The sequence below is a fragment of the Leclercia sp. M-A074-M genome (assembly GCF_965195605.1).
Taxonomy (GTDB): domain Bacteria; phylum Pseudomonadota; class Gammaproteobacteria; order Enterobacterales; family Enterobacteriaceae; genus Enterobacter.
This window is the reverse complement of record NZ_CBDAHM010000009.1, coordinates 1-25,842: the sequence shown is the minus strand read 5'-3', so window position 1 is coordinate 25,842 and position 25,842 is coordinate 1. Positions and strand designations below refer to the sequence as shown.

Genomic DNA, 25,842 nt, shown 5'->3' with positions numbered 1-25,842 from the left:
GATTAAGGCGTTAAAGTTTTTTGGCTTTTTCTACGGCTTCGTCGATGGAACCCACCATATAGAACGCCTGCTCCGGCAGGTGATCGTATTCGCCTTCCATGATGCCTTTAAAGCCACGGATGGTGTCTTTCAGCGCAACGTATTTGCCCGGAGAACCGGTAAATACTTCTGCTACGAAGAACGGCTGGGACAGGAAGCGCTGGATCTTACGCGCACGTGCTACCACCAGTTTGTCTTCTTCAGACAGTTCATCCATACCCAGGATGGCGATGATGTCTTTCAGTTCCTGATAACGCTGCAGCAGGGACTGTACGCCACGCGCGGTGTCGTAGTGTTCCTGACCTACTACCAGTGGATCCAGCTGACGGCTGGTGGAGTCCAGCGGGTCAACGGCCGGGTAGATACCCAGAGACGCGATCTGACGGCTCAGTACCACGGTTGCGTCTAAGTGCGCAAAGGTGGTTGCTGGGGATGGGTCAGTCAAGTCATCCGCAGGTACGTATACCGCCTGAACGGAGGTAATAGAACCGGTTTTGGTAGAGGTGATACGTTCCTGCAGAACACCCATCTCTTCCGCCAGGGTCGGCTGGTAGCCTACCGCTGATGGCATACGACCCAGCAGTGCGGATACTTCCGTACCGGCCAGGGTGTAACGGTAGATGTTGTCGACGAACAGCAGTACGTCACGACCTTCGTCACGGAATTTCTCAGCCATGGTCAGACCGGTCAGCGCAACGCGCAGACGGTTTCCAGGTGGCTCGTTCATCTGGCCGTAAACCAGGGATACTTTATCCAGAACGTTAGAGTCGGTCATTTCGTGGTAGAAGTCGTTACCCTCACGAGTACGCTCACCTACGCCCGCAAACACGGAGTAACCGGAGTGCTCGATCGCGATGTTACGGATCAGCTCCATCATGTTTACGGTTTTACCTACACCCGCACCACCGAACAGACCAACTTTACCGCCCTTCGCAAACGGACACATCAGGTCGATAACTTTGATGCCGGTTTCCAGCAGTTCCTGAGAGCTGGACAGCTCTTCATAGGAAGGTGCTGAACGGTGGATAGCCCAACGCTCTTCTTCGCCGATATCGCCTTTCATGTCGATCGGCTGACCCAGGACGTTCATGATACGACCCAGGGTTGCTTTACCTACTGGTACTTCAATTGGGTGCTCAAGGTCTTTTACTTCCAGACCACGACGCAGACCGTCGGAAGAACCCATGGCGATGGTACGCACGATACCGCCACCGAGCTGCTGCTGAACTTCCAGCACCAGATTTTCGTTACCATTCTGAACCTCAAGAGCATCGTACACGCGCGGTACGGCATCCTGAGGGAATTCGACGTCAACTACGGCGCCGATTACCTGGACAATCTTTCCAGTAGCCATCTTGAATCCTCTACGTAATTCGTAAACCTGGTTAAACCGCGGCGGCCCCCGAGACGATCTCGGTGAGTTCCTGAGTAATGCTGGCCTGACGAGCTTTGTTGTATACCAACTGCAGCTCTTTGATCAGGCTGCCACCATTATCGGTAGCGGCTTTCATCGCCACCATACGTGCGGCCTGCTCGCTAGCCAGGTTTTCTACCACGCCCTGATAAACCTGAGATTCAACATAACGACGCAGCAAGGTATCCAGCAGCGGTTTTGGATCCGGTTCATACAGGTAATCCCAGGCTTTATGCTGTAACTCTTCATCTTCTGATGCCGGTAACGGCAGCAGCTGAGTGAGGGTCGGAACCTGTGACATGGTGTTAATAAATTTGTTGTTTACAACGTACAGCCTGTCCAGACGGCCTTCATCATAGGCCTGCAACATCACTTTAACCGGACCGATCAGTTCGGACAGGGACGGGTTATCACCCATACCGGTCACCTGGGCGACGATATTGCCGCCTACGGAATTAAAGAAAGAGACGCCCTTAGAGCCAATCATCGCGATATCGCTTTGAACGCCTTTATCGGACCATGCTTTCATATCCGCCAGCAGTTTTTTGAACAGGTTAATGTTCAAGCCGCCGCACAAACCACGGTCGGTAGACACCACCAGGTAGCCCACGCGCTTAACGTCGCGTTCTTCCAGGTAAGGGTGCTTATATTCCAGATTACCGCTCGCAAGGTGACCAATCACTTTGCGCATGGTATCTGCATAAGGACGGCTGGCCGCCATACGTTCCTGCGATTTACGCATTTTGGAAGCGGCGACCATCTCCATCGCTTTAGTGATCTTTTGCGTGTTCTGGACGCTTGCGATCTTACTACGTATCTCTTTTGCGCCGGCCATGAGCTTCTCCTCAATGCCTTGCGGTCTGTCCTAAGACAGACCGCCAGACGTTACCAGGACTGGGTTGCTTTGAAGGAATCGAGCAGGCTCTTCAGCTTGCCTTCGATTTCGTCGTTATAGCCACCGGACTGGTTGATCTCTTGCATCAGTGGAGCATGGTCACGGTCAGCGTAAGCCAGCAGTGCGGCTTCAAAGCTACCGATTTTCGCCAGTTCTACATCCCCCAGATAACCACGTTCTGCTGCGAACAGTACCAGGCCCTGCTGTGCGACTGACATAGGGGCATACTGTTTCTGTTTCAGCAGTTCGGTCACTTTCTGACCGTGGTCAAGCTGTTTACGGGTTGCATCGTCAAGATCGGATGCAAACTGGGAGAACGCTGCCAGTTCACGATACTGTGCCAGTGCGGTACGGATACCACCGGACAGTTTCTTGATGATCTTGGTCTGCGCTGCACCACCCACACGGGATACGGAGATACCCGGGTTAACCGCCGGACGAATACCGGAGTTAAACAGGTTGGTTTCCAGGAAGATCTGACCATCGGTAATGGAGATTACGTTGGTCGGAACGAACGCAGAAACGTCACCCGCCTGGGTTTCAATGATCGGCAGAGCGGTCAGAGAGCCCGTTTTACCCTTCACTTCACCTTTGGTGAAGTTCTCAACGTATTCCGCGTTAACGCGGGATGCACGCTCCAGCAGACGGGAGTGCAGATAGAATACGTCGCCCGGGAATGCTTCACGTCCAGGTGGACGACGGAGCAGCAGGGAAACCTGACGGTAAGCAACAGCCTGTTTAGACAGGTCATCGTATACGATCAGTGCATCTTCACCGCGGTCACGGAAGTATTCGCCCATTGCGCAACCGGCATACGGTGCCAGATATTGCAGTGCAGCAGATTCAGAAGCGGTCGCCACAACAACGATGGTATTGGACAGCGCGCCGTGCTCTTCCAGTTTACGCACCACGTTAGAGATGGTGGACGCTTTCTGGCCGATAGCTACGTACACACATTTGATGCCGGAATCGCGCTGGTTGATGATCGCATCGATTGCCATCGCGGTTTTACCGGTCTGACGGTCACCGATGATCAGCTCACGCTGGCCACGGCCGATTGGGATCATGGCGTCAACGGATTTATAACCGGTCTGCACCGGCTGGTCGACGGACTGACGATCGATTACGCCCGGTGCGATAACTTCGATTGGGGAGAAGCCATCGTGCTCAACCGGACCTTTACCGTCGATTGGCGCACCCAGGGTGTTCACCACGCGACCCAGCAGGCCGCGGCCAACTGGAACTTCAAGAATACGGCCAGTACACTTAACCTTCATGCCTTCGGCGAGGTCAGCGTAAGGACCCATCACAACTGCACCTACGGAGTCGCGCTCCAGGTTCAGTGCGATAGCGTAACGGTTACCCGGCAGGGAGATCATTTCACCCTGCATACAATCGGCCAGGCCGTGGATGCGGATAACACCGTCGCTTACAGAAACAATAGTACCTTCGTTGTGAGCTTCACTCACAACACTGAACTGAGCAATGCGCTGCTTGATCAGTTCGCTGATTTCGGTGGAATTCAGTTGCATGCTCCAGTCCCCTTAAGACTGCAAGACGTCTGCAAGGCGCTCAAGACGGCCGCGTACGCTGCCATCAATGACCATATCACCCGCACGGATGATTACGCCTGCCATTACAGACTTATCGATATTGCAATTCAGCTTCACTTTGCGTGACAGACGTTTTTCCATCGCGGCGGTGATTTTCGCAAGCTGTTCGTTACTCAGTTCAGTCGCAGAAGTTACGTGAACTTCAACAGTGGCTTCACTGAGGGCACGCAAGTGCTCAAACTGCTCGAGAACATCCGGGAGCGCTTTCAGACGACCATTTTCTGCCATTACCCGAATCAGGTTCTGGCCGTTGGCGTCCAGCTGCTCACCGCAAATGGCGATGAACGAATCGGCGAGGGTTTCAGGCGCCAGGGCGCCAGAAAGCATCTCAGCCATATGTTCGTTTTTCGTTACCTCAGCGGCAAACGCCAGCATGTTCTGCCAGCGATCGACATTTTGGTGTTCGATAGCAAAGTCAAAAGCTGCTTTGGCGTAGGGGCGAGCTACCGTAACAAATTCAGACATCAGCCCCTCCCTCCTTACAGTTCAGCGACAAGTTTGTCCACGATGTCGCTGTTAGCAGCTTCATCCACGGAACGTTCGATGATCTTCTCGGCGCCAGCAACAGCCAGAATCGCGACCTGCTTACGCAGCTCTTCGCGAGCACGTTTACGCTCGGCATCAATTTCTGCCTGCGCTTGTGTCACGATTTTAGTACGTTCCTGTTCTGCTTCAGCTTTCGCTTCGTCCAGGATCTGAGAACGACGTTTGTTCGCCTGCTCGATGATTACCTGGGCTTCCGCTTTCGCTTTTTTCAGCTGGTCGGTCGCGTTGGCCTGTGCAAGGTCCAAATCTTTCTTAGCGCGTTCTGCAGAAGCCAGGCCGTCAGAAATTTCTTTCTGACGTTTTTCGATGGCAGCCATTAAAGGCGGCCATACATACTTCATGCAGAACCAGACAAAGATAACAAACGCGATGGCCTGGCCGAGGATTGTTGCGTTCATGTTCACAGCACAATACCTCTTTAAATTTACAACTGTGGCTTAGGGTTTAAACGACTTACTACGCGACAGCAAACATCACGTACAGACCCAGACCTACAGCGATCATCGGGATAGCATCCACCAGACCCATAACGATAAAGAACTGAGTACGCAGCAGAGGAATCAGATCTGGCTGACGCGCTGCGCCTTCCAGGAATTTACCCCCGAGGATGCCGATACCGATCGCAGCACCGATAGCCGCCAGACCCATCATCACAGCGGCAGCCATGTACAGCAGATCCATATTCAGGTTTTCCATGACAGTCTCCAGTTTGTTTCAGTTAAAACGTAGTAGTGTTGGTAAAGAATCAGTGCTCTTCAGACGCCATCGACAGATAGACGATCGTCAGAACCATGAAGATAAAGGCTTGCAGCGTAATGATCAGGATGTGGAAAATGGCCCACGGCACATTCAGAACCCACTGTGACCACCACGGCAGAAGACCCGCGATCAGAATGAAAATCAGCTCACCCGCATACATGTTGCCGAACAGTCGCAGACCGAGGGAAATCGGTTTGGACAGCAGGCTAACGCCTTCCAGAATCAGGTTGATCGGAATAAACGCCCAGTGGTTGAACGGCTGCAGGGTAAGCTCTTTCACGAAGCCGCCTACACCTTTCATTTTGATGCTGTAGAAAAGAATCAGGATGAATACGCCCAGCGCCATAGACAGGGTGATGTTCACGTCAGCAGACGGCACCACACGCAGCGCAGGCAGACCGAAGATATGCTCGCCGATAAACGGCAGCAGGTCGATCGGCAGCAGGTCCATCAGGTTCATCAGGAAGACCCAGACAAAGACGGTCAGCGCCAGCGGCGCAATTACCTTGCTCTTACCGTGGTACATGTCTTTGACGCTACCGTGGACAAAGCCAATGATCATTTCGATAAACGTCTGGAATTTCCCTGGAACGCCGCTGGTCGCACGTTTCGCAACGCCGCGGAAAATGGCCAGGAACAACAGACCCAGTACCACCGAGAAGAACATGGAGTCGATATTAATCGTCCAGAAGGTGGCTGGGGGGTTATGCGGATCCACCAGCGAGAATGTACGTAAGTCCAACTGAAGGTTGTTCAGATGGTGACCTATGTAATCCTGCGGCGTCATATTTTCTGAAGCCATGATGCCTTTTACCCTTTGTTATTGATTACAGCTGGCGCCAGAATTTGTACCACCAGCACCAAAACCCACGTCACTATCAGCGGCAAAAATACCACTTTAAAAACCGCCAGCGCCACCACCAGGAGGGCAAAGGTCAGCAACACCTTACACACTTCGCCGAGGGCGAAGGACCAGGCCATGCGGCCTTTGGCAGGTGTATGCGCCTGATGACGCCAGGCAAAAATCATAAACAACATGTTTGGCACAACCACTGCCAAACCTCCGCTTACCGCAGAGATGCCCCAGAAGGGGTCTTTGAGGCAGAACAGCAATCCACTTGCCATCACCGCCAGAAACTGAATGAACAGAAGCTTACGAGCAACGTTTCGACTCAAGAGCGACACTGATATCACGTTTTTACTCCTGCTCACTTCGAGGTATGTCGCGTGTCGTATAAAACGTTCTTTAAGGCTCAGAGTCAAGCAGCAAAAAGCGGACAAATTATACGGTGCGTCCCCGTGATTTCAAACAATAAGTAGCGAAAAGGTGAATAAATGTTTAAATATTTTTCCCCGGCGCTATTTCTTAACTTTTCGTCAAACTATGAATGGCGCGTCAAAACTGCAAACAACGCGGAAACGTTGACGATAAAGCGTGCACGAGATCACAAAATACACATTTACGATAAGGTCGAATAAATTAAAGCGGTAAAACGTTATATTTCATCTTTATGATATTAAAGATTAATTTCAGCAACTATTCTCAAAACAGCCCTGTATACAACAAAAACCTTTTATTGACATTTTTAATAAATATTTAACATTACAATCTGATTACTCTTCCCTACTTTTAGCAAGCTGATATTTTCGGTGTTTATTATCTTTTGGGTTAACTACATGTCCAGGTTAACCCAAAGAAAATCCCCAGTAAAAAAGTGGTTAAATTAACCTTGTCTATTTCTTAGCCTGTCGCGTAATTTTTAACATCCTAAGAACAGCACAAATTCCACATTTTTTATTATATTTTTAAAAATATTTTGGCTTAACGATCACCAGATGACGCTCGCCTTCCAGCTGGGGAACATGCAATTTAATCGCCTCTTCCACCTCAAAACCTTCAGGCATCTGCGCGATTTCGTCTTCCGGCAGCACCCCTTTCAGGGCATAGAAGCGGCCATTTTCCGCAGGCAGATGCTTACACCAGTCGATCATGTCATTGAGCGAGGCAAAGGCCCGGCTGATCACACCATCAAATGGCGGCTCGGCGGGGAACGCCTCTACCCTACTCTGCACCGGATAAATGTTTTCCAGCTTCAGTTCATGCTGAACCTGACGCAGGAAGCGTACGCGCTTGCCCAGGCTGTCCAGCAGCGTGAAATGGCTCTCGGGACGAACGATAGAGAGTGGAATACCTGGCAGACCCGGCCCCGTTCCCACGTCGATAAAACGCTCTCCTTTGAGATGCGGCGCCACCACGATGCTGTCGAGGATGTGACGAATCAGCATCTCGTTCGGATCGCGAACCGAGGTGAGATTATAGGCCTTGTTCCATTTGTTCAGCATGTCGACATACCCCACCAGCTGATTTTTCTGGTGATCGGTGAGCGAAATACCGGCTTGTTCCAGCAGACGAGTGAGTTTGTTGAGCACGGCGAATACCTGTTGAGATAGGTGTGGGCGGGTGGCGCTACGCGAGCCCGCCCTACGGAATTCTGTAGGCCCGGTAAGCGCTGCGCCACCGGGCAGTTCTTACAATTAAGCGCTGCGGCGCAGCATACCCTGTTTTTTCAGCCACACCAGCAGAATGGAGATGGCCGCAGGCGTGACGCCTGAAATACGCGATGCCTGGCCGATAGACGACGGTTTATGGTCATTCAGCTTGGCGATCACCTCGTTGGAGAGGCCGTTAACCAGACGGTAATCCAGCGTGGCGGGCAGGATCGTACTCTCGTTACGCTGCTGTTTCTCGATCTCATCCTGCTGACGGGCGATATAGCCTTCGTATTTCACCTGGATTTCGACCTGCTCAGCAGCCTGGACATCCTCCAGACCCGGCGCAAACGGCGTCATCTGGATTAGCTGGTCGTAGGTCATCTCCGGACGGCGGAGCAGATCTTCCCCGCTGGCTTCACGGGAGAGCGGCGCAGACAGGTGAGCATTCACTTCGTCTACAGACTCGGCTGTTGGGTTGACCCAGGTCGATTTGAGGCGCTGACGTTCACGCTCGATGTTCTCCAGCTTCTCGTTGAAGCGCGCCCAGCGTGCATCATCCACCAGCCCCAGCTCACGACCGATTTCGGTCAGGCGCAGGTCGGCGTTGTCTTCACGCAGCATCAGACGGTATTCCGCGCGGGAGGTAAACATGCGGTACGGCTCTTTGGTGCCGAGGGTGCAGAGGTCGTCCACCAGTACGCCCAGATAAGCCTGAGAACGACCCGGCGCCCAGCCCTCTTTTTCGGCCGAGAAGCGCGCGGCGTTCAGACCAGCCAGCAGCCCCTGAGCGGCAGCCTCTTCGTAACCGGTTGTGCCGTTGATCTGACCGGCGAAGAAGAGCCCCTGGATAAATTTGCTCTCCAGGGTTGGCTTCAGGTCACGTGGATCGAAGAAGTCATACTCAATGGCATAGCCCGGACGGACGATCTTCGCATTCTCCATCCCCTGCATGGAACGGACGATCTGCATCTGCACGTCGAAAGGCAGGCTGGTGGAGATACCGTTCGGGTAGATCTCGTTGGAGGTCAGCCCTTCAGGCTCCAGGAAGATCTGGTGCTGGTTACGATCGGCGAAGCGCATTACCTTGTCTTCGATCGACGGACAGTAGCGTGGGCCGATCCCTTCGATCACACCGGCATACATCGGGCTGCGATCGAGGTTACTGCGGATCACGTCATGTGTTTTCTCGTTAGTGTGCGTGACATAGCACGGCACCTGGCGCGGATGTTGATCCACGCTACCCATGAACGAGAAGACCGGCATCGGGTTATCGCCGTGCTGTTGGGCCAGCACGCTGAAATCAATGGTGCGGGCGTCGATACGCGGTGGCGTACCGGTTTTCAGGCGGCTGACGCGCAGCGGCAGCTCGCGCAGACGGCGTGAAAGGGGAATGGACGGCGGATCGCCAGCACGGCCACCGCTGTAGTTGTCCAGTCCGATATGAATTTTGCCGTCAAGGAAGGTCCCGACGGTCAGCACGACGGCTTTGGCACGGAACTTCAGACCCATCTGGGTCACGGCGCCAACGACACGATCGTTTTCCACAATCAGATCCTCAACCGCCTGCTGGAAGATCATCAGGTTCGGCTGATTCTCCAGCGCGGTACGCACGGCCTGGCGGTAGAGCACGCGGTCCGCCTGAGCACGGGTCGCTCGAACGGCGGGACCTTTGCTCGCGTTTAGTATCCTAAACTGGATACCCGCATGATCGATCGCGGTTGCCATCAGGCCGCCAAGTGCATCCACTTCTTTTACCAGGTGTCCTTTCCCAATGCCGCCAATCGCCGGATTACAGGACATCTGTCCTAGCGTGTCGATATTGTGTGTCAAAAGCAGGGTCTGCTGACCCATTCGCGCCGCGGCCATTGCGGCCTCGGTGCCTGCATGACCCCCGCCAATGATAATGACGTCAAAAGGATCCTGATAAAACATGGTGGTCTGCCTCGCGTAAAGCGGTAAGAAAATGGATTGAAGCCCGGGCCGTGGATTCTACTCAACTTTAGTCGTTCGAGAAAGCACTGGGATCCTGGCTATTAAAAAGAAGATCTTTTTATTTAGAGATCTGTTTTATTGTGATCTCTTATTAGGATCGCGGGTTTCTGTGGATAAGCCGGATCTCCCAAAGAAGATCATGTGCTTAGAGAGGATCGTTTGCTGTGAATGATCGGTGATCCTGCGACGTATAAGCTGGGATCAGATCGTGATGTTATACACAGCACAAAAAGTCATCACGGGTTGTTCTTTGGATAACTACCGGTTGATCCAAGCTTTTAACCAGAGTTATCCACATCTGATCGCACGATCTTTAATCTGTTTTGAGTAAATTTTTCCATTCCGCCAGCCAAAGTTCGGCTGGATCTTCCGGAATATCATGATCGAGGATGTTGATCTTCAGCGTTTCACCGATCTGTTGTGCCCCGCAGGACTTCAGTTCGGTCTCGACCTTCTCAACGGCGCCGCAGAAGGTGTCGTACTCCCGGCTGCCAATACCAATGGCACCAAACCGGACGTTCGTCAGGTCGGGCTGCTGCTCTTTTAACTCTTCATATAAAGGAAGAAGGTTATCCGGAAGATCCCCCGCACCGTGGGTGGAGGTGATCAACAGCCAGATCCCGTCGAGCTGGAGATCCTCTAATAACGGTCCATGCAGCGTTTCAGTAGAAAAGCCCGCGTCTTCCAGCTTTTCGGCCAGGTGTTCCGCGACATATTCAGCGCCGCCAAGGGTGCTGCCGCTAATAAGAGTAATGTCCGCCATTGATCGCTCGCTCAGATAAACAGGAGGACATTGTACGCTGTGAACGAGCTGGGATCTACCTGTGGAAAATGTGGTAATTATTTTGCCCGGCTACGGGCGGATGGTACGCATGATCGGGTTCTGCAGGGAGATCAACGTCTCGGTGGACTGAATTTCATCGATTGTTTGGATCTTGTTGATAAGTACCTGTTGCAAAGCGTCGATCGATCGGCACATCACCTTAATAAAGATGCTGTAGTGGCCGGTGGTGTAGTAGGCCTCGGTCACTTCATCCAGCGCATTCAGTTTTGCCAGCGCTGAAGGGTAGTCTTTAGCGCTCTTAAGGATGATGCCGATAAAACAGCAGACGTCATACCCCAGCTGTTTCGGACTGACGTCAATATGGGCGCCGGTAATGATCCCCGCCTGTTTCATCTTCTCTACGCGCACGTGAATGGTCCCCGGGCTGACGCCAAACTGTTTTGCCAGTTCTGCGTAGGCGGTACGTGCGTTAGCCATCAGCGCCTCGAGAATGCCGCGGTCCAGATTGTCGATCTGATAATTTTCCATAGCTTTTTCTTATGAAGATTAATGAATCACTCTATTTTAGCGGGTAATTTTAGCGATTTAAAAGTGAGTCGGGAGTTTTATTGTTGGATTATTGAAAGAGGCTCTTTTTTGTTGCTTAATCAATGCCAACAGGACGCAGGAGTATAAATAATGAAAACCGCTTACATCGCACAACAACGCCAGATCAGTTTCGTTAAATCCCACTTTTCCCGCCAGCTGGAAGAGAAGCTGGGCCTGGTTGAAGTCCAGGCACCTATCTTAAGCCGCGTGGGCGACGGGACGCAGGACAACCTGTCTGGTTGCGAAAAAGCGGTTCAGGTGAAAGTGAAAACACTGCCAGACGCCCAGTTCGAAGTGGTCCATTCCCTTGCGAAGTGGAAGCGTCAAACCCTGGGACAACACGACTTCAGCGCGGGCGAAGGGCTTTACACGCACATGAAAGCCCTTCGCCCCGATGAAGACCGTCTTACCGCGATTCACTCTGTTTACGTTGACCAGTGGGACTGGGAACGCGTTATGGGTGATGGCGAACGTCATACCGGTACGCTGAAAGCGACGGTAGAAGCCATTTATGCCGGGATCAAAGCCACCGAGGCGGCGGTCAGCAAAGAGTTTGGCCTGACCCCGTTCCTGCCGGAGACGATCCACTTTGTCCACAGCCAGGAGCTGCTGAGCCGCTTCCCGGATCTGGATGCCAAAGGGCGTGAGCGTGCGATCGCCAAAGAGTTAGGGGCCGTATTCCTGATCGGGATCGGCGGCAAGCTGTCTCATGGTCAGCGTCACGATGTACGTGCGCCGGATTATGATGACTGGAGCAGCGAAGGCGAGAGCGGCCTGGCGGGCCTGAACGGCGATATTCTGGTCTGGAACCCGGTGCTGGAAGATGCGTTTGAACTCTCTTCCATGGGGATCCGCGTGGATGCCGAGGCGCTGAAGCGCCAGCTGGCTATTACCGGTGATGAAGATCGCCTTAAGCTGGAGTGGCACCAGGCGCTGCTGCGTGGCGAGATGCCGCAGACCATCGGCGGCGGTATCGGCCAGTCTCGTCTGACCATGTTACTGCTGCAACTCTCCCATATCGGCCAGGTTCAGTGTGGCGTATGGCCGCAGCAGGTTCGTGACAGCGTCGACGCCCTGCTGTAATTAGCGTTTCCAGCGCTGCAGCAGGCGGCTACGCAACCCGGTATCAAAGCGCCAGATATGATCGAAGATGCGCATGATGCCGGGTTTTCCATGTGTGGACATCGCCACGGCATGAAAACGATGCTGGTGGACCTGCTGCAGTACCTTCACCTTACTCACCACCTCTTCCGGCAGCCGCTGGGAAATAAAGTCTGAAATCACCACCGCGTCGGCGTCATACCACTCGCCGCCCTGCATCCGCTCAATAATGGCGCGAAAACAGCTGGCGAGATCGGTACCGCCGCGAAAGCGCTGGCTTAAGAAACGGATCGCCTGCTCCAGACCGTGCTGGCCCGAGAGTTCGTAGCCCACCACCTCGCTGGAAAACAGCATGATAAAGCAACGTCGTCTGTCGGCGAGCGCCACGCGCATCAGGGCCAGACAGAAGGCTTTGGCGCACTGCTCGTTGAATCCTCCCATCGAACCGGACGTATCCACGCAGACGATAAACGGCCCGCGGGGTTGTTCGTCGAAATCCTGATGCACAGCCGGGCGCTGGCTCACCTTCTCCCGCCAGGCATCGCCTTGCAGACGGTAAGTGAGGAGCTGCTTCTCCACTAGCCGACGGTAAAATTCGTACTCAAGTTCTGTGATGCCGAGGGTCGCCAGCTCTGGCGGCAGCAGGCGCAGAATGTCATCGCTCTGCTGCAGTCCGTCCACCTGCTCCGGCACCGTCGCCGGTTCGCGCACCAGGGTGCGGAAGGTTTCCAGCGGGGCATCCTTTTTTGGCACCGACTTCGCCTCCCGCGAACGGCCCAGCTGTTCCGCCAGTTGCATCAGCTCCGGCTGCTGTGCCAGAAAATCGCCGTAGCGAACGATAAGCTGATGATCCCCCCGCTTGAGCTGACCGGCGCTCATATCCCAGAGGCGACCGGCGGAATTTTCATTCTCCACCAGTACCGGCTCCAGCGCCCCGGCCAGGGTCATCCGCTCCTGTACTTCGCTGAGCAGCTGTTCGCGCTCCTCTTCCAGTAACTGCTGATTCAGGGAGGTGGCCTGCACCACCAGGCTCAGCCGCCAGCGCTGTAAAAAGAGGGTATGCAGGGCGGGGGTAAAGGTGGCGTTATCCACCACCAGCTGCCGCGCCTGGCCGGCAAAGGGGGAGTGAACCTTGTCCAGCAGGGTTAAAATCTGCGGCAGCTGGACGATAAGCTGGGGGGTAGAGAGTAACTGGCTCTGCTGATAACACATCACCTCTTCGGTGAGTTCCGGCGGGACGCGGGTATCTTTCAGCCTTTTACGGAGATTTTCCCGCCAACGAGGAAGATCGTCGGTAATGGCGGTTTTAAGGCGCGGGAATTTTTCGAAAAAGATCGCCAGCTGCGGCGAGGCCAGCAGAGTGAGGATGATCTCTTCGATCATGCCCTCCTCGCCGACGGCAAGCATGACGTTGAGGGTATCCAGCGTCAGCATTGACGCGCCTGTTTGATCTGCGCGCTCACATCCTGCAGGCTGGCTTCAATCCGCCCCAGCCAGTCGCTGTGGATGAACAGACATTTTTGCTGCTCGCTGAAGCGCGTGTGCTGGAGGTGCCACTGATTATCCAGCGCTTCCAGCTGCTGTTTGATCTCTTCCGGCACGCTTTCCGACGCGGTTCCGGGCAGCGCAAGACGCGATCCCTGCAAACTGACGTCGCGGATCACCAGATGCAGGCTGCCGTCCACTTCCATGTTGAGCGGCTGGGCGAAACCAATGCCGTTGAGTTTGCCGCGGATCTCGCCGCCTTTGGTCAGCCACTGCGCCAGCGTTTCCCGCTCGAGGGTGATGTGAATTACCTGCATATCGTGGAGCTTGAGCGGCTGCTGGAGGAGCAGCGTCAGGGTGGTATCACTCAGTTCTGCCGGTAATTCATAGTGTGGGCGACGGGCGAACATGCCGCTCTGACGGATAACGCGCAGGGCGGTTTTGTCGCTCTGCTGCTGCTGAAGCTGAAGGCGGCGCTGGGTAATGGCCCCGAGCTGGTTCAACATCTCCTGCTGTCCCCACGCGTGTCCGGTCATCAATATTTCCAGCTGCTGCTGCATCAGATTCATGCCGCTGGCGTCGTGCCAGAGGCAATCCTTCAGCAGGATCAGATCGATTGGCGCCACCGCATCGCGACCGCTGAACAGCGCGCTGGCCTGCAGCAGGCGGATGGCTTTCTTCCAGCGGCGATCGGAGACGTAAGGCGCCCCCGGCAGGGCATCAAGCTGCTGGCGCAGCATAAAGACCAAGTCGAACACCGCATCAGGCAGGGTGATTTTGCCAATGTCCTGCTGCCACTGCTGATACTCCTCGTCCGTCACCTGCAATGCGGCAGGCACCGGGTTATCGTTTTCATCCTGCTGGCTGGTCAGCAGCGAGCGGAAGTTCGCTTTGTCCTGCACCTTATCGAGCCACAGGCGGATCAGCATACGGTCATACAGCGCTTCGAGGCTGCTGTCGGCTTCGGGCAGTTCGTTGGATGCTGCCACCAGCAGGCGCATCGGAATTTTCTCCTCATGCGCGCCGTTGCGAAACCGGCGTTCGTTAATGGCGGTAAGCAGGGTATTCAGGATCGCCGGGCCGGCTTTCCAGATCTCATCGAGAAAGACAATTTCCGCTTCCGGCAGATAGCCGGTGGTTAACCGTTCGTACCGCCCTTCATCTTTTAACGCCTGAATGGAGAGCGGACCAAAGACCTCTTCCGGCGTGGAAAAGCGGGTCATCAGGTATTCAAACGCCCTGGCTTGCTGAAAAGCGAACTTCAGCCTGCGGGCAATCAGGCTTTTTGCGATGCCGGGCGGCCCCAGCAGAAATACGCTTTCGCCGCTCAACGCCGCCAGTAAACAGAGGCGAATGGCGTGGCTACGTTCATAGAGCCCTTTCTCCAGTGCACCGCTGAGACGGGAAATTCTTTCTGCTAATAAATGAGTGTGAGCCATAATTGTTTTTGCATCCTTTCGCCGTACCCCCGGCTAATTGAAGCGAGTATAGACGTTTCGTTCCGGGCTGGTAATAGACTGAACCACGGTGCTATTTTCTTTGCGCTACGTTAATGAGGTGGCATTTAGGGGTACGATTCTAAGATTAATCGTGCATACTGTGCGCTTTTTGTGGGCCAAGGGACTAAGCACACATTTGTTATTTAAACGAAAAGACTAGTCTATGAGCACTGATAATAAGCAATCATTACCCGCAATTACGCTCGCGGCGATCGGCGTTGTCTACGGTGATATCGGCACCAGCCCGCTTTATACGCTGCGCGAATGTTTGTCCGGTCAGTTTGGATTTGGCGTTGAACGCGACGCTGTGTTTGGTTTTCTGTCCCTGATCTTCTGGCTGCTGATCCTGGTGGTTTCTGTTAAATATCTCTCCTTCGTGATGCGTGCAGATAACGCCGGTGAAGGTGGGATCCTGACCCTGATGTCGCTTGCCGGACGCAATACGTCCGCCAGAATGACCTCGTTCCTGGTCATCATTGGCCTGGTGGGTGGCAGCTTCTTCTATGGTGAAGTGGTGATCACCCCTGCTATCTCGGTGCTGTCGGCGATAGAGGGGCTTGAGATTATCGCGCCGCATCTTGATGAGTGGGTTGTCCCGCTGGCCATACTTGTTTTGACCCTGCTGTTTGTTATTCAGAAACACGGTACCGGGCTGGTGGGCAAACTCTTCGCGCCGATTATGCTCTCCTGGTTCCTGATCCTGGCGGCGCTGGGGTTACGCAGCATCATTGCTAACCCGGAAGTGCTGCATGCCCTGAATCCGATGTGGGCAGTGCATTTCTTCCTCGAATACAAAACCGTGTCGTTTATCGCGCTGGGCGCGGTGGTGCTCTCTATTACCGGTGTTGAAGCGCTCTATGCCGATATGGGCCACTTCGGTAAGCTGCCTATTCGCGTGGCCTGGTTTTTAGTGGTGCTGCCGTCGCTGGTGCTGAACTACTTCGGCCAGGGGGCGCTGCTGCTCAAACATCCGGAAGCGATTAAAAACCCGTTCTTCCTGCTGGCACCTGACTGGGCGCTGGTGCCGATGCTGATCCTGGCGACGCTGGCGACGGTGATTGCTTCTCAGGCGGTGATTTCCGGCGTCTTCTCCCTGACCCGCCAGGCGGTACGTCTGGGCTATCTTTCGCCAATGCGTATCATCCATACCTCCGAGATGGAGTCGGGCCAGATCTACATTCCTTTCGTTAACTGGCTGCTTTATGTCGCGGTGGTAATTGTTATCGTCAGCTTCGAGCACTCCAGTAACCTGGCGGCGGCCTACGGTATTGCCGTTACCGGTACGATGGTGCTGACCTCGATCCTCTCTACCACGGTGGCGTACCGGAACTGGCACTGGAATAAATTCCTTGTGGGGATGATTCTGGTCGGCTTCCTCTGTATTGACGTGCCGCTGTTCTCCGCGAACCTCGACAAGATTGTCTCCGGCGGCTGGCTGCCGCTGACGCTGGGTCTGGTGATGTTCATTGTGATGACCACCTGGAAGAGCGAGCGTTTCCGCCTGCTGCGCCGGATGCATGAACACGGTAATTCTCTGGAGGCGATGATTGCCTCGCTGGAGAAATCTCCGCCGGTGCGCGTACCCGGCACTGCGGTCTATATGTCGCGCGCGCTGAACGTGATCCCGTTTGCCCTGATGCACAACCTCAAGCACAACAAAGTGCTGCACGAGCGGGTGATCCTGTTGACCCTGCGTACCGAGGATGCGCCCTATGTGCATAACGTCCGCCGGGTGCAGATAGAGCAGCTGTCGCCCACCTTCTGGCGGGTGGTGGCCAGCTACGGCTGGCGTGAAACCCCGAACGTGGAAGAGGTGTTCCACCGCTGCGGTCTGGAGGGTTTAAGCTGCCGGATGATGGAGACCTCGTTCTTTATGTCCCACGAGTCGCTGATCATCGGCAAACGCCCGTGGTATCTGCGCCTGCGTGGGAAGCTCTATCTTATTCTCCAGCGTAACGCCCTGCGCGCGCCTGACCAGTTCGAGATCCCGCCTAACCGCGTGATTGAGCTGGGGACGCAAGTCGAGATTTAATCCCTCCTGAAAATGCCGGGTGGCGCTTCGCTTACCCGGCCTACAAAACCCCTGCCTGACCGCCATATTTATCTCCCCATTTCACTTAGCGAAACGTTTCGACAACGATCACAAATCTGTTACGTCATGGTGGTTTTCTGCGCATCGGTAAGATAAAACTGATGTCAGCGAAACGTTTCGCTAGTGGAGCAAGAAAATGAAGAAAGGCACGGTACTCAACTCTGAAGTCTCATCGGTCATCTCCCGTCTCGGGCATACCGATACGCTGGTAGTTTGTGATGCGGGTTTACCCATTCCCCACAGCACAACGCGTATTGATCTGGCATTAACGCAGGGCGTGCCCACGTTTATGCAGGTGCTGGATGTGGTGACAACCGAGATGCAGGTTGAGGAAGCCATTCTCGCAACGGAAATCAAACAACATAATCCGCAGCTCCACGAAACGTTGCTTGGCCATATCAAGCAACTGCAACAACACCAGGGAAACACCATAAAAATAAGTTACATAACGCACGAGCAGTTCAAGAAAAATACCGCTGACAGCCAGGCGGTGATTCGCAGCGGGGAGTGTTCCCCGTATGCGAATATCATTCTCTGTGCTGGCGTCACCTTCTGAGGCCATCATGGACGCACTACTGCAACTGAAAGGGATCGATAAATCGTTCCCGGGCGTCAAAGCCCTCTCCGGGGCCGCGCTGAATGTTTACGCCGGGCGCGTGATGGCGCTGGTGGGCGAAAACGGCGCTGGCAAATCCACCATGATGAAAGTGCTGACCGGGATCTATCAACGCGATGCCGGTTCGCTGCTGTGGCTGGGAAAAGAGACCACCTTCAACGGCCCGAAATCCTCCCAGGAAGCCGGGATAGGCATCATCCACCAGGAGCTGAACCTCATCCCGCAGCTCTCCATCGCGGAGAACATCTTCCTGGGGCGTGAGTTTGTTAACCGCTTTGGCAAAATCGACTGGAAACAGATGTATGCCGAAGCCGACAAACTGCTGGCGAAGCTGAATCTGCGCTTTAAGAGCGATCGTCTGGTGGGCGAACTCTCTATCGGCGATCAGCAGATGGTCGAAATCGCCAAGGTCCTGAGTTTCGAATCCCGGGTTATCGTGATGGATGAACCGACCGACGCCCTCACCGATACCGAAACCGACTCCCTGTTCCGCGTGATCCGCGAGCTGAAAGCGCAGGGGCGCGGCATTGTCTATATCTCCCACCGTATGAAAGAGATCTTCGAGATTTGCGATGACGTCACCGTCTTCCGCGACGGGCAGTTTATTGCCGAGCGTGAAGTGGTGACCCTCACCGAAGATACGCTGATTGAGATGATGGTGGGACGTAAGCTGGAAGACCAGTATCCACGTATCGATAAAGCGCCGGGCGAGATCCGCCTGAAGGTCGACAATTTGTCTGGCCCTGGGGTGCATGATGTCAGCTTTACCCTGCGTCAGGGGGAGATCCTCGGCGTGGCCGGGCTGATGGGCGCCGGGCGTACCGAGCTGATGAAGGTGCTGTATGGCGCCAACCCGCGCACCAGCGGCTATGTCACCCTTGATGGTCATGAAGTTGTCACCCGTTCTCCGCAGGATGGCCTGGCGAACGGTATCGTCTATATCTCCGAAGACCGTAAGCGCGATGGCCTGGTACTGGGCATGTCGGTGAAAGAGAACATGTCCTTAACCGCGCTACGCTACTTCAGCCGCAGCGGCGGTGGTCTGAAGCATAAAGACGAGCAGCAGGCAGTCAGCGATTTTATCCGCCTCTTTAATGTTAAAACCCCGTCGATGGAACAGGCTATCGGGCTGCTCTCCGGCGGGAATCAGCAGAAAGTGGCGATTGCCCGCGGTCTGATGACCCGTCCGAAGGTGCTGATTCTTGATGAACCGACGCGCGGCGTGGACGTTGGCGCCAAAAAAGAGATTTACCAGCTCATTAACCAGTTTAAGGCTGACGGGCTAAGCATCATTCTGGTCTCTTCCGAGATGCCAGAGGTATTAGGCATGAGCGATCGCATTATCGTCATGCATGAAGGGCATCTCGGCGGTGAATTCAGTCGCGAGCAGGCCACCCAGGAAATTCTGATGGCTGCCGCTGTGGGCAAGCTTAATCGCGTGGATCAGGAGTAAGAAGATGACTACCCAGGCTGTTTCTGGACGCCGTTATTTCACGAAGGCATGGTTGATGGAACAAAAATCGCTGATTGCCCTGCTGGTGCTGATCGCGATTGTCTCTACCATGAGCCCGAACTTTTTTACCGTTAATAACCTGTTCAACATTCTCCAGCAGACGTCCGTGAACGCCATTATGGCGGTGGGCATGACGCTGGTGATTCTGACCTCGGGTATCGATCTGTCCGTCGGTTCCCTGCTGGCGCTCACCGGCGCGGTTGCTGCTTCAATTGTAGGGATTGAAGTCAACGCGCTGGTGGCCGTTGCAGCGGCGCTGGCGCTGGGTGCGGCTATTGGGGCTGTTACCGGTGTTATTGTGGCGAAAGGTCGTGTTCAGGCGTTTATTGCTACCCTGGTGATGATGCTGTTGCTGCGCGGTGTGACCATGGTTTACACCAACGGCAGCCCGGTTAACACCGGCTTTACCGACAACGCCGATCTGTTTGGCTGGTTCGGTATTGGCCGCCCGCTGGGTATCCCGACGCCGGTCTGGATCATGGGGTTAGTCTTCCTCGCGGCGTGGTACATGTTGCATCACACCCGCCTGGGCCGCTATATCTATGCCCTGGGGGGGAACGAAGCGGCGACGCGTCTGTCCGGTATCAGCGTCAATAAAGTCAAAGTTATCGTCTACTCCCTGAGCGGCCTGCTGGCTTCGCTGGCGGGGATTATCGAAGTGGCGCGTCTCTCGTCTGCGCAACCGACCGCCGGTACGGGCTATGAGCTGGATGCCATCGCCGCGGTCGTGCTGGGCGGCACCAGCCTGGCCGGGGGGAAAGGCCGCATCGTCGGTACGCTGATCGGTGCGCTGATCCTCGGCTTCCTGAATAATGGATTGAATTTGTTAGGTGTTTCTTCCTATTACCAGATGATCGTCAAAGCGGTAGTGATTTTGCTGGCGGTACTGGTAGACAACAAAAAACAGTAACTGACGACACTACAGGACATCTTTGATATGAACATGAAAAAACTGGCTACCCTGGTTTCTGCTGTCGCGCTGAGCGCAACCGTGAGTGCAAACGCCATGGCGAAAGATACCATCGCGCTGGTGGTTTCTACCCTGAACAACCCGTTCTTCGTCTCCCTGAAGGATGGCGCGCAGAAAGAGGCCGACAAACTGGGCTACAACCTGGTGATCCTCGACTCCCAGAACAACCCGGCAAAAGAGCTGGCTAACGTGCAGGACTTAACCGTTCGCGGCACCAAAATTCTGCTGATCAACCCGACCGATTCCGATGCGGTAGGTAACGCTGTGAAGATGGCGAACCAGGCTAACATCCCGGTGATCACCCTGGACCGTCAGGCATCTAAAGGCGAAGTGGTCAGCCACATTGCCTCTGATAACGTGCTGGGCGGCAAAATCGCCGGTGACTACATCGCCAAAAAAGCAGGCGAGGGCGCCAAGGTTATCGAACTGCAGGGTATCGCCGGGACTTCCGCAGCGCGTGAGCGTGGCGAAGGCTTCCAGCAGGCGGTTGCTGCCCACAAATTCAACGTACTGGCCAGCCAGCCGGCAGACTTCGACCGTACTAAGGGCCTGAACGTCATGCAGAACCTGCTGACCGCGCACCCGGACGTTAAAGCGGTATTCGCACAGAACGATGAAATGGCGCTGGGCGCGCTGCGTGCACTGCAGACTGCGGGTAAATCTGATGTGATGGTGGTTGGATTTGACGGCACGCCTGATGGTGAAAAAGCGGTAAACGATGGCAAACTGGCTGCGACCATCGCTCAGCTGCCAGAGCAGATCGGCGCCACTGGCGTGCAGACTGCTGACAAAGTGCTGAAGGGCGAGAAAGTTCAGGCCAAATACCCTGTTGACCTGAAACTGGTCATCAAGCAGTAATATGCGATTCAGGCAGTCGCAGGCTGCCTGAGGGACAACATATAAAGAAAAGAGTGGCATACGCCACCGGGGCATCCCGGTGGCACTCTCTGATGGACACTTCAACTATGAAAACCGCAGGTAAGCTCGTCGTCCTTGGCAGTATTAATGCCGATCACATTCTTAACCTTGACGCTTTCCCGACACCGGGCGAAACCGTAACGGGTCATCGCTACCAGGTCGCCTTTGGCGGCAAGGGCGCGAACCAGGCGGTCGCTGCCGGACGTAGCGGGGCGAACATCGCCTTTATCGCCTGTACCGGCGATGACGATACCGGGGATCGCGTTCGCCAGCAGCTGGAAAGCGACAATATCGATATTGCGCCAGTGAGCGTGGTGGACGGTGAATCAACCGGCGTGGCGCTGATTTTTGTCAACGGAGAAGGTGAGAATGTCATCGGTATTCATGCGGGGGCAAACGCGGCGCTGATACCTGAACGAGTGGCGGCGCAACATGCGCTTATCGCCAGTGCCGACGCCCTGCTGATGCAGCTGGAATCCCCGGTAGAAAGCGTGCTGGCGGCAGCGAAAATTGCTCATGAAAATCATACCACTGTCGTACTAAATCCCGCGCCAGCCCGTGTATTATCAGACGAGCTTCTGGCGCTGGTGGACATTATTACCCCGAATGAAACCGAGGCCGAAAAGCTGACGGGCATTCGCGTTGAAAACGATGAGGATGCGGCGCGCGCGGCGAAAGCCCTGCACGACAAAGGCATCCACACGGTCATCATTACTCTTGGCAGCCGCGGCGTATGGGCCAGCGTTGAGGGAGAAGGGCGTCGCATTCCTGGCTTTAAGGTGAAAGCTGTCGATACCATCGCTGCGGGCGACACCTTTAATGGTGCGCTGGTGACGGCGCTGCTGGAAGGCGAACACCTGGATGACGCAATCCGCTTTGCCCATGCGGCGGCGGCCATTGCGGTGACCCGTCCAGGTGCACAGCCTTCTGTACCATGGCGTAATGAGATCGATGAATTTTTAAGTCAGCAGAGGTAACGCTTGGCCACAATGAAAGATGTCGCCCGCATGGCGGGCGTCTCTACTTCGACGGTCTCCCACGTCATCAATAACGATCGCTTCGTCAGCGACGCGATTCGGGAGAAGGTCGAGGCTGCCGTTAAATCCCTCAATTATGCGCCTTCCGCCCTGGCGCGCAGTCTGAAACTCAACCAGACGCGTACCATTGGCATGCTCATTACGGCCAGTACCAACCCCTTTTATTCTGAACTGGTGCGCGGCGTTGAGCGCAGCTGTTTTGAGCGTGGCTACAGCCTGGTGTTATGCAATACCGAAGGCGACGAACAGCGGATGAACCGCAATCTGGAGACGCTGATGCAAAAGCGCGTCGACGGATTGCTATTGCTGTGCACCGAAACGCACCAACCCTCCCCCGAGATTATGCAGCGCTACCCCTCCGTTCCCACGGTGATGATGGACTGGGCGCCGTTCGACGGTACCAGCGATCTCATCCAGGATAACTCGTTGCTGGGCGGGGACATGGCGACACAGCATCTGATTGATAAAGGCCACACCCGCATCGCCTGTATTACCGGTCCGCTGGATAAAACCCCCGCCCGCCTGCGGCTGGAAGGGTTCCTGGTGGCGATGGCGCGTGCCGGTTTGCCGGTGCCTGAGGGCTATCAAATCACCGGTGACTTTGAATTTAGCGGCGGGTTTGAGGCGATGCAGGCTCTACTGGCCCAGAAGGAGCGCCCGCAGGCGGTCTTTATTGGTAATGATGCGATGGCGGTAGGGGCTTACAAGGCGCTTTATCAGGCGGGACTGCGTATCCCGGACGATATCGCCGTGGTGGGGTATGACGATATCGAACTGGCGCAGTATATGACGCCGCCGCTCACCACCATCCATCAGCCAAAAGATGAACTGGGCGAGCTGGCGGTTGATGTCCTGATCCACCGTATCGCCCAGCCCGCTCTGCAACAACAGCGGCTGCAGCTTACTCCTGTTCTGATGGAACGGGGGTCTGTTTAGGTTTGTGCCGATCTTTAATAAGATTACGACCATCCTTCGGTTTTAGCAGCATAAAGACCAGCGCCGAGATCACCGTCAGCACGCCCATGGTGATAAAGGTGAAGTGAAACTGTTCGACAGTATTTGTGCTGTCGAACCCTTCATAAAAACGCAGTACTGCCGCACTTACCGCCACCCCCAGACTGATCGACAGCTGTTGTGTCACCGCCAGCACGCTGTTACCGCCGCTGGCATTCTCGTCGTTGAGATCGGCAAGGGTAATGGTGTTCATCGACGTGAACTGGATGGACATCGCCATCCCCAGCACAAACAGCGGCAGGATCAGCAGCCATACCGGCAACGCCGCCGACTGCAGTGAGAACTGTGCAATCATCACACCGATAAATATTGTCACGCCAACCAGCGTCCTGCGGTAGCCCAGCCGGCGCAGCAATTGCGTCACGCCGGATTTGGCGAGGATCGAGCCCACCGCCGTAGGCGCCATCATGCAGCCCGCAATCAGTGCCGGGTAACCAAACCCGACCTGTAGCATCAGCGGCATAAGGAAAGGAACACAACCGGTACCCAACCGTGAGGCAATGTTGCCGGCAATACCCACCGAGAAAGTTCGAGTATTAAACAGCGACAGCGAAATAAGCGGCGTCGGATGACGGCGCGCGTGACGGATATAAAGAAGGAAGAGAACGATGCCGCTGAAAATGATGGAGATAGCCAGCCAGGTCGCCACCACTTTCTCACCGAACAGCTCCATACCGCTTGAAAACAGCACCAGGCTCAGGCCAAACAGGAAAAACCCGCCCATATCAAATTTACGCCGTGGGGTGGTGAAGTTCGGCATAAATTTGCGGGCATAGAAAAGCCCGGCGATCCCAATCGGAATATTAATGAGGAATATCCAGTGCCAGCTGGCCCAGGTGACCAGCACGCCACCCAGTACCGGTCCGAGGATCGGCCCGACCAGGCCCGGCATGGTGACAAAGTTAAGCACCGGCAACAGCTCGCTGCGCGGGTAGGCCCGTAACAGGGCCAGGCGCGCAACCGGCATCATCATCGCGCCGCCTATCCCCTGGATTACCCGGAAGACAACCAGCTCTCCCAGAGAACTGGAGAGTGCGCAAGCCAGCGAGCCCAGCGTAAACAACGTTACCGCCAGCATAAAGACACGGCGGGTGCCGAAGCGATCGGCCAGCCAGCCGCTCACCGGGATCAGCATCGCAACGGTCAGGGTATAACTGATGATGGCTGACTGCATCGCCAGCGGAGAACGGTTCAGGCTTTGGGCTATTGCGGGAAGGGCAGTATTAAGGATGGTCGCATCCAGGGCCTGCATAAAGAAGGCCATTGCCGCTATCCACGGCAGGCCCGCCATACTGCGTGCTTTTTTTACTGTCATTCGAGTTCCTGTTGTTATGGCTACCGTGCTGGTGGGGCAAGCAGCGCCTGGCTGGCTGCCATGGCGCGTGGCCCGTCACTGTCCTGAATGGCATCGACAATGGCCTGATGTAAATCCAGCTTAACCACTTCATCCTGGGTAATAGAGGTAAAGTAGGTGTGATAGACAGAGTGAAAGAGCGAGGCAAAAGAGGTCAGGAACGGATTACCGCTCATCTCATAGATATGCTCGTGCCAGGCCATATCCACATCTATCCAGCGTTCCCGGTTAAAGTTTTTCTTCAGATGAACCATCTCATCCATCAGGGTGTTTAGTCGGGCCTTTTGCTCTGCCGTTCCGATCGTTGCGGCCAGCAAGCAGGCCTGCGGCTCCAGGCTACTGCGCATAACAAGGAAGTGATCAATAACCTGCTGGAAGTTATCTTCCGTCATCCACCAGGAGAGCAGCTCCTGATCGAGGAAGTTCCAGTTGCCCTGAGGCATCACGCGCGTACCGATGCGCGGACGGGGCAGCACCATTCCTTTCGCGGTTAACGTTTTCACAGCTTCACGAACGGCCGTTCGGCTCACGCCAAACTGTTCCCCCAGTTCCAGTTCGCCCGGCAGGATGCTGCCAGGCATGTAAACACCTGCCAGGATCCGCTGTGCCAGTTTTTCTGCCAGCACATAGGAAAGGTTTTTTTGTGCCGCCAGCTGTTGCGCGCTTAAAGGCATAAAGCATATTCCTTAAATCTTGATGCCAGTAAGTATGCCACCTGCAGGCGGGTTGTGGTGACGAAAACAGCAATTAGCACCGTTTCTGGCTAAAAGATGAGGCTTTTGGCGAAAAAAAACACGGTTGGTAGTTTTTTTTAATTTTACGCTTGTCAGCGCCGGAGAACTCCCTATAATGCGCCTCCACTGACACGGAACAACGGCACGCAAGCCGCCGGGTCAGCGGGGTTCAGCGATGAATGCCCGGCAGAGAAAAGCGCGAAATAATCGCTTGACTCTGAATGAGGAAAACGTAATATACGTCACCTCGCAACGGTGAGCGAAAGCCGCGTTGCACTGCTCTTTAACAATTTATCAGACAATCTGTGTGGGCACTCAAAGTGACATGGATTCTTAACGTCCTCGGACGAAAAATGAATACCAAGTCTCTGAGTGAACACGTAATT

At 54.8% G+C, this 25,842-nt stretch carries 24 protein-coding genes; 8 read left to right on the top strand and 16 right to left on the bottom strand.

Annotated features, from left to right (window positions below; all coding sequences use genetic code 11):
- Nucleotides 1–10 precede the first annotated feature (10 nt).
- The 12 genes from atpD to asnC all read right to left on the bottom strand — a co-directional run bounded on the left by atpD (nt 11) and on the right by asnC (nt 11,063).
- Nucleotides 11–1,393, bottom strand: coding sequence for a F0F1 ATP synthase subunit beta (atpD, locus tag ACOKCT_RS17915; RefSeq protein ID WP_103177609.1), 1,383 nt, complete (start codon nt 1,391–1,393; stop codon nt 11–13).
- A 31-nt stretch (nt 1,394–1,424) separates the two neighbouring features.
- Complete coding sequence (gene atpG, locus ACOKCT_RS17910) at nt 1,425–2,288, bottom strand: F0F1 ATP synthase subunit gamma (RefSeq protein ID WP_103177608.1); 864 nt, start codon at nt 2,286–2,288, stop codon at nt 1,425–1,427.
- A gap of 50 nt (nt 2,289–2,338) precedes the next feature.
- Entirely contained in the window at nt 2,339–3,880 is a 1,542-nt protein-coding gene (atpA, locus tag ACOKCT_RS17905; RefSeq protein WP_103177607.1) for a F0F1 ATP synthase subunit alpha, read from the bottom strand.
- Nucleotides 3,881–3,892: 12 nt separating this feature from the next.
- On the bottom strand, nt 3,893–4,426 hold the full coding sequence (atpH, locus tag ACOKCT_RS17900) for a F0F1 ATP synthase subunit delta (RefSeq protein WP_103177606.1): 534 nt from the start codon (nt 4,424–4,426) through the stop codon (nt 3,893–3,895).
- 14 nt (nt 4,427–4,440) lie between these two features.
- Nucleotides 4,441–4,911, bottom strand: coding sequence for a F0F1 ATP synthase subunit B (atpF, locus tag ACOKCT_RS17895; protein WP_032615498.1), 471 nt, complete (start codon nt 4,909–4,911; stop codon nt 4,441–4,443).
- Between the two features lie 52 nt (nt 4,912–4,963).
- Nucleotides 4,964–5,203 (bottom strand): F0F1 ATP synthase subunit C, encoded by a 240-nt coding sequence (gene atpE / locus ACOKCT_RS17890; RefSeq protein WP_000429386.1) that lies wholly within the window; start codon nt 5,201–5,203, stop codon nt 4,964–4,966.
- A 49-nt stretch (nt 5,204–5,252) separates the two neighbouring features.
- On the bottom strand, nt 5,253–6,068 hold the full coding sequence (atpB, locus tag ACOKCT_RS17885) for a F0F1 ATP synthase subunit A (protein WP_103177605.1): 816 nt from the start codon (nt 6,066–6,068) through the stop codon (nt 5,253–5,255).
- Between the two features lie 8 nt (nt 6,069–6,076).
- The gene (gene atpI / locus ACOKCT_RS17880) at nt 6,077–6,457 is read right to left on the bottom strand and encodes a F0F1 ATP synthase subunit I (protein WP_103181004.1); all 381 of its coding nucleotides are present in this window, start codon (nt 6,455–6,457) and stop codon (nt 6,077–6,079) included.
- A 615-nt stretch (nt 6,458–7,072) separates the two neighbouring features.
- A complete protein-coding gene (gene rsmG / locus ACOKCT_RS17875) occupies nt 7,073–7,696 on the bottom strand; it encodes a 16S rRNA (guanine(527)-N(7))-methyltransferase RsmG (protein WP_103177604.1) in 624 nt (207 codons plus the stop codon).
- Between the two features lie 105 nt (nt 7,697–7,801).
- Nucleotides 7,802–9,691 (bottom strand): tRNA uridine-5-carboxymethylaminomethyl(34) synthesis enzyme MnmG, encoded by a 1,890-nt coding sequence (mnmG, locus tag ACOKCT_RS17870; protein ID WP_103177603.1) that lies wholly within the window; start codon nt 9,689–9,691, stop codon nt 7,802–7,804.
- A gap of 373 nt (nt 9,692–10,064) precedes the next feature.
- Entirely contained in the window at nt 10,065–10,514 is a 450-nt protein-coding gene (mioC, locus tag ACOKCT_RS17865; protein WP_103177602.1) for an FMN-binding protein MioC, read from the bottom strand.
- Between the two features lie 90 nt (nt 10,515–10,604).
- Nucleotides 10,605–11,063 carry a transcriptional regulator AsnC gene (asnC, locus tag ACOKCT_RS17860; protein WP_032615488.1) on the bottom strand — a complete coding sequence of 153 codons (459 nt, stop codon included), beginning with the start codon at nt 11,061–11,063 and terminating at the stop codon, nt 10,605–10,607.
- A gap of 150 nt (nt 11,064–11,213) precedes the next feature.
- Here asnC and asnA point away from each other — a divergent pair, with 150 nt between their 5' ends.
- Nucleotides 11,214–12,206, top strand: a complete 993-nt coding sequence (gene asnA / locus ACOKCT_RS17855) for an aspartate--ammonia ligase (RefSeq protein ID WP_103177601.1) — start codon at nt 11,214–11,216, stop codon at nt 12,204–12,206.
- On the opposite strand, the gene viaA is transcribed toward asnA, so the two are convergent.
- Entirely contained in the window at nt 12,207–13,658 is a 1,452-nt protein-coding gene (gene viaA / locus ACOKCT_RS17850) for an ATPase RavA stimulator ViaA (RefSeq protein WP_420193740.1), read from the bottom strand.
- A complete protein-coding gene (ravA, locus tag ACOKCT_RS17845; RefSeq protein ID WP_420193739.1) occupies nt 13,652–15,148 on the bottom strand; it encodes an ATPase RavA in 1,497 nt (498 codons plus the stop codon). Before ravA ends, viaA begins: the two co-directional genes overlap by 7 nt.
- Nucleotides 15,149–15,371: 223 nt before the next feature.
- Between ravA and kup the strand changes: the two genes are divergently transcribed.
- From kup to rbsR, 7 genes are all read left to right on the top strand, one after another.
- Nucleotides 15,372–17,240 carry a low affinity potassium transporter Kup gene (gene kup, locus ACOKCT_RS17840; RefSeq protein WP_103177598.1) on the top strand — a complete coding sequence of 623 codons (1,869 nt, stop codon included), beginning with the start codon at nt 15,372–15,374 and terminating at the stop codon, nt 17,238–17,240.
- Between the two features lie 196 nt (nt 17,241–17,436).
- A complete protein-coding gene (rbsD, locus tag ACOKCT_RS17835; RefSeq protein WP_103177597.1) occupies nt 17,437–17,856 on the top strand; it encodes a D-ribose pyranase in 420 nt (139 codons plus the stop codon).
- 7 nt (nt 17,857–17,863) lie between these two features.
- A complete protein-coding gene (rbsA, locus tag ACOKCT_RS17830) occupies nt 17,864–19,369 on the top strand; it encodes a ribose ABC transporter ATP-binding protein RbsA (RefSeq protein WP_103177596.1) in 1,506 nt (501 codons plus the stop codon).
- Nucleotides 19,370–19,373: 4 nt separating this feature from the next.
- Nucleotides 19,374–20,339: a ribose ABC transporter permease gene (gene rbsC / locus ACOKCT_RS17825; protein WP_103177595.1), complete on the top strand. Its 966-nt coding sequence runs from the start codon at nt 19,374–19,376 to the stop codon at nt 20,337–20,339.
- Nucleotides 20,340–20,366: 27 nt separating this feature from the next.
- The gene (rbsB, locus tag ACOKCT_RS17820) at nt 20,367–21,257 is read left to right on the top strand and encodes a ribose ABC transporter substrate-binding protein RbsB (RefSeq protein ID WP_032615470.1); all 891 of its coding nucleotides are present in this window, start codon (nt 20,367–20,369) and stop codon (nt 21,255–21,257) included.
- A 107-nt stretch (nt 21,258–21,364) separates the two neighbouring features.
- Nucleotides 21,365–22,294: a ribokinase gene (rbsK, locus tag ACOKCT_RS17815; RefSeq protein ID WP_103177594.1), complete on the top strand. Its 930-nt coding sequence runs from the start codon at nt 21,365–21,367 to the stop codon at nt 22,292–22,294.
- A 3-nt stretch (nt 22,295–22,297) separates the two neighbouring features.
- The gene (gene rbsR / locus ACOKCT_RS17810) at nt 22,298–23,290 is read left to right on the top strand and encodes a ribose operon transcriptional repressor RbsR (RefSeq protein WP_103177593.1); all 993 of its coding nucleotides are present in this window, start codon (nt 22,298–22,300) and stop codon (nt 23,288–23,290) included.
- On the opposite strand, the gene mdtD is transcribed toward rbsR, so the two are convergent.
- Entirely contained in the window at nt 23,256–24,683 is a 1,428-nt protein-coding gene (mdtD, locus tag ACOKCT_RS17805; protein ID WP_159340386.1) for a multidrug transporter subunit MdtD, read from the bottom strand. The two genes, rbsR and mdtD, sit on opposite strands and share 35 nt — an antisense overlap.
- A gap of 20 nt (nt 24,684–24,703) precedes the next feature.
- The gene (locus ACOKCT_RS17800) at nt 24,704–25,396 is read right to left on the bottom strand and encodes a FadR/GntR family transcriptional regulator (RefSeq protein ID WP_103791332.1); all 693 of its coding nucleotides are present in this window, start codon (nt 25,394–25,396) and stop codon (nt 24,704–24,706) included.
- Between the last annotated feature and the right edge of the window lie 446 nt (nt 25,397–25,842).